Origin of the sequence: Candidatus Aegiribacteria sp. (assembly GCA_021108005.1) — a bacterium.
Taxonomy (GTDB): Bacteria; Fermentibacterota; Fermentibacteria; order Fermentibacterales; family JCC-6; genus Aegiribacteria.
Genome location: JAIORS010000102.1, coordinates 1 through 4,103 on the forward strand (window position 1 = coordinate 1; position 4,103 = coordinate 4,103).

General features: G+C 44.0%; 5 protein-coding genes. All 5 read right to left on the reverse strand.

All coding sequences use genetic code 11. The features are described from left to right. Nucleotides 1-11: 11 nt before the first annotated feature. The 5 genes from K8S15_05890 to K8S15_05910 all read right to left on the reverse strand — a co-directional run bounded on the left by K8S15_05890 (nucleotide 12) and on the right by K8S15_05910 (nucleotide 3,962). On the reverse strand, nucleotides 12-791 hold the full coding sequence (locus tag K8S15_05890) for a class I SAM-dependent methyltransferase (GenBank protein MCD4775568.1): 780 nt from the start codon (nucleotides 789-791) through the stop codon (nucleotides 12-14). Between the two features lie 99 nt (nucleotides 792-890). Continuing rightward, complete coding sequence (locus K8S15_05895) at nucleotides 891-2,585, reverse strand: PQQ-binding-like beta-propeller repeat protein (protein MCD4775569.1); 1,695 nt, start codon at nucleotides 2,583-2,585, stop codon at nucleotides 891-893. A gap of 91 nt (nucleotides 2,586-2,676) precedes the next feature. Then, on the reverse strand, nucleotides 2,677-3,396 hold the full coding sequence (locus K8S15_05900; GenBank protein MCD4775570.1) for an HAD family hydrolase: 720 nt from the start codon (nucleotides 3,394-3,396) through the stop codon (nucleotides 2,677-2,679). 28 nt (nucleotides 3,397-3,424) lie between these two features. Further along, on the reverse strand, nucleotides 3,425-3,745 hold the full coding sequence (locus K8S15_05905) for a type II toxin-antitoxin system PemK/MazF family toxin (GenBank protein MCD4775571.1): 321 nt from the start codon (nucleotides 3,743-3,745) through the stop codon (nucleotides 3,425-3,427). Next, complete coding sequence (locus K8S15_05910) at nucleotides 3,732-3,962, reverse strand: addiction module antitoxin (GenBank protein MCD4775572.1); 231 nt, start codon at nucleotides 3,960-3,962, stop codon at nucleotides 3,732-3,734. Before K8S15_05910 ends, K8S15_05905 begins: the two co-directional genes overlap by 14 nt. Nucleotides 3,963-4,103 lie beyond the last annotated feature (141 nt).

Below are 4,103 nucleotides of genomic sequence, written 5' to 3' on the forward strand. Positions count from 1 at the left end.
TGTTATGTGCTTCATATATTTCCCTTTAGCTTCTGTGCAAGAAGAATCAGATGATGTGATTCATCGTTGTAACGTTTGCCACTTAGACTCCCAAATGCTTGAATTTGGGAATAGCCAACAGAAAGCAATAAATCTCGCAACTCGGGCTCGTTATATATACGCGAGCCATAGGTATATTCTTGGCGCTTATTGTCCTTGAGGACTATCCAGCGAATAGTATTCCAAGTCCAATCTTCATTGGCTGTAGCTTCTATAAGCCAAATCTTTCCATCTTCTGCTTCATGCCAGTATCTAGACTGGTTTGAACTCTGGTGCTGCATGATATGCTCACGACTCATAACTGAAAGCAGTAGTTTGCCCCCAGATTTCAGAGACTGCAAACAGTTGTCAAGGACTTGCCGATCTTCCTGTGGATCCTGAAAGTAACCGAAGGAGTTATACATGATGATGATATTGTCAAAGCTCTCTGGTTCCACGAAATCCCGCATATCCGCACAAAGGAAACGTGCATCAAGCTCTGATTCTTCTGCCTTTACTGAAGCTTCATGAATGAAGTTTGAATTCAGGTCAACTCCGGTGACAGAGTACCCTTGTTTGGATAACGCTAAGGAGTGTCTTCCGAATCCACATGCCATATCCAGGATTGATTCTTCTGGTTTCATTTCCAGGAGTTCTGCGATTTTTTCAGCAGCGACTTCGGACATTTCGATTCTTTTCTCGCTCCAAATGAAAGAGCGATTAGCTTCCCAGTATTCCGGATTGTCATACCAATCAGGAGGGGATTGTTTCAATCTGTTTTCCTTTCACATAACAATAGGCTCAGTGGATAGTATCCAGCTGGAGTTTGGCTTAAGCAGACACTATTCCACTGCAGCCTCTGGTTATGGTTCTTATCTCAACAAACACAGGCTCTTGGTTTCAGAAATCCCACAGGATTGAATTCTGCATAAGTAAAGTCCTGCCGAAACAGGCTCACAATTCTTTCTCCTTCCATCCCAGACGATGGAGTGCTGACCAGCTTCAAGCTCAGAATTCTCAAGTATTCTCACGATTCTTCCTGACATATCGTACACTGTTACTGACGTCCATCCAGGCTCGGAAAGCTCGAATGAGATTGATGCCGCAGAGTAGAATGGGTTCGGACTGGCACGTAGATCAAGCCTGCTGGAAAGATCCAGGGTGATGCCAGTTTGCGTTACAGTGAAGTTGATGGTATCTGTGGCTACAGCAGTTCCGTTATCAAATGAGGTCACTATTAGCTCATTAGGACCTACATCAGCATAGAAATAATCTTCTTTGTAAGTGTACTTCAGACCGGTTCCGAAGGCGTAGAGGTAGCCATCCCCTGCTCCTATGTACATCACGCCGTCAGTAATGGCAGGACTTGACAGGACACCCTTCCACGCATCTGTGATCTCGTAGTTCCAGACCTCAGTACCGGTTTGAGTATCTACTGCATGGATAAATACAGTTGAATCGGCAGGGGCCCAACCATCATGATCTCCCCAGAAGACCAGCCCGTCGGCCACTCCGGCTGAGGCGTGCAGGTAATCGCCATTCGGAATCTCGAATTCCCATTCAACATCGCCTGTAAGTCGATCCACACAGTAGACCGAGGGATAGGAGCCTAAGAATACACGAATCCCATGAACAGCCGGCGTTGATTCGATGCTATAACTGAATTCATTTAGAACAACATGGGAACCGTCGAAAGGATCAATTGCCAGTAATTGCCCAGGATTCATCGTTCCGATGTAGATAGTGCTGTCAACCAGTACAGGTGATGAATCATGATGTCCGGCATTCTCATTCTCCCATAAAATCTCACCAGTCTCAATATTCAAAGCATGAAAAGATGGATCAACGGAAACATTGCCAGGAACAAAAAGCATATCATTCCAGGCTGTCATGCTGCTGGAAGTAAAAACTGAATCAATTTTCCAAATTTCCTCACCGGAAATGTCATCCAAACAATAAATATAATTGCTACTTACAAATACTTTCCCCTGATGCGGAACCGGAGGTCCGCTGAAACCCCAGGGATTATTGTCTCCGAAGGTCCAGATGATTTCACCAGTAAGGGCGTCCAGGCACCAGATAGAATCAGAGGCCAGATAAACCTTACCGTTTTTCACACACATTGCGTCATCGATAGCGTCACCTATGTTTTCAAATCTCCATATTTCTGATCCGGTTGCCGCATCAAGGCAGTAGGCAATCTTCTGCTCCTCTGATGCATGGTAGACACGTCCGTCCACGATCACCGGCGAGACGAACTCGTGTCCCATACCTGTCACAGGAGCTGTCCATAGAATTGTATTGTTATGTGGTGCAGGAGATTCAGAGAATCCAGTACGGTTATCATTGGCCATATAGGTGTACCAGTCTGTGTTCAATCGGGGTATCAGAATAGTAACCTGACCGTTAAGGGAGTAGTGTACTGAGTCCGGAACCACGTTCTCATTCTCAACGATGGCCCGGAGCGGTAGCCAGTCACCATCGTATGTCTCTCCGTCGATTGGTTCAGTGATTGTAAGATTGGTGACGGATATCAGTATTGCTGTGAGGATCGTTCCAAAAACCATATTGCCCTCCTATTTCATATATCCATAACGTCTCAGTTCAGCAGATGGATAATAAGACAGAACAGTGTTGACATTCTGCTGTAACTGATTGTTATGCAATTAGTTTCTCCAATAGTATGCCAAGCTCTTCTATACTATCAACTTGATAATCTGGTTTTTGTCCGATTTGTTTCCGGCTCCTATGTATCAGAATTGTTATCATACCTGCACTATTTGCTCCTTGAATATCAAATTCTGGGGAATTGCCAATGAAGATGCATTCAATAGGTTTAAAATTAAGCCTTTTACTCATCAGATGAAATGTTTGAGGGTCGGGCTTAGAATAAATCTCTTCTCCTGCGATAAGGATCTCATCAAAGAAATCGAATAACCCGGAAGCTATTATCCTTTTCCTTTGCATTTCTGGATCATAGGCATTTGTAATTAAGCCAAGTTTTCCCTTGGTCAGTAAAAACCTGAGCAGGTTATCTGCACCGGGATATGGTTTTGTTTTATGCAATAGGTTTGTTTTGTATCGATCTAAATAAAATTCATCCCATTGAAAACCGAGTTCTTTGAAAGTGTTGAAGAGTCTATACCTGTGCATTGTTCTTGGATCAGCTTCGCCTTTATCAACGAGCTCATGAAAATGGATGATATTGGAGATTGCTTTTTCGATAAAAACATCTTCCCGGTGGTTCATGCCTGTCAGGCTATAAATATATTTCAAGCTGGCAATATCAGATTCAACAAAATCAACCAGTGTTCCATCAAAATCAAATACAAAAGCTTTGATCATGCTTCTCTTTTCTATTGCCTGAAGTGCTTTCAAGCGATGCATCGAGATGTCTTATTTTACCTTAGAGATCGAGTTGTGTTGTGATGGCCCTGGCAATGTTCTGCATATCCGCTGAAGAAAGCGATCCAACTTTATTGATAAGACGTTGCTTGCTTACCGTGGTTAGTTGATCTGCCATCGCTTTGGAGCGCTTGCCTTTGAGGGTTACATAGGCTTCACTCGGGTAGATCCTATCTGTGGAACCTGTCAGAGGAACAACCTGCACGCGGTTCAAGAACTGATTGGCGGCGTCATTGCTCACAATTACAGCCGGTCGCTGCTTCTGGATTTCACCTCCTACGGAGGGGCCGAAATTTACCCACCAGACTTCAGCTCTCTTCATGATTTATGTCTCCGCATGTAGCCTCGGCCCATTCCAGAGCCTTGGTTTCACGCACATAATCAGTTGCCATATCTTGATACGCCTTATAAAGATCCTGTTTGACCACATGTGGTCGAACAAGGTCCTCGATGAAATGACTAATTTTCCCTGGTCCTATGACTTGACGGAGACCGTTGTAGACCTCCTCATCGATAGTCAAAGTCAGTTTTTTCTGCATGTTATCCACCTCTTCAAGCTGTTGCACGTATACTATACGTGTATCAACGACGAAGTCAAGTACTTTTCTGATGGTGTAATTGGCATAACGCTAAGGCTCAGTGGATTGCTGTATACTTTACCTTTAATCTAGCGGCAATTC

Bases quoted from the DNA above. Each gene is read 5' to 3' on its own strand.
- K8S15_05895 (MCD4775569.1), bottom strand. From the start codon at position 2,585: ATGGTTTTTGGAACGATCCTCACAGCAATACTGATATCCGTCACCAAT.
- K8S15_05905 (MCD4775571.1), bottom strand. From the start codon at position 3,745: ATGAAGAGAGCTGAAGTCTGGTGGGTAAATTTCGGCCCCTCCGTAGGA.
- K8S15_05910 (MCD4775572.1), bottom strand. From the start codon at position 3,962: ATGCAGAAAAAACTGACTTTGACTATCGATGAGGAGGTCTACAACGGT.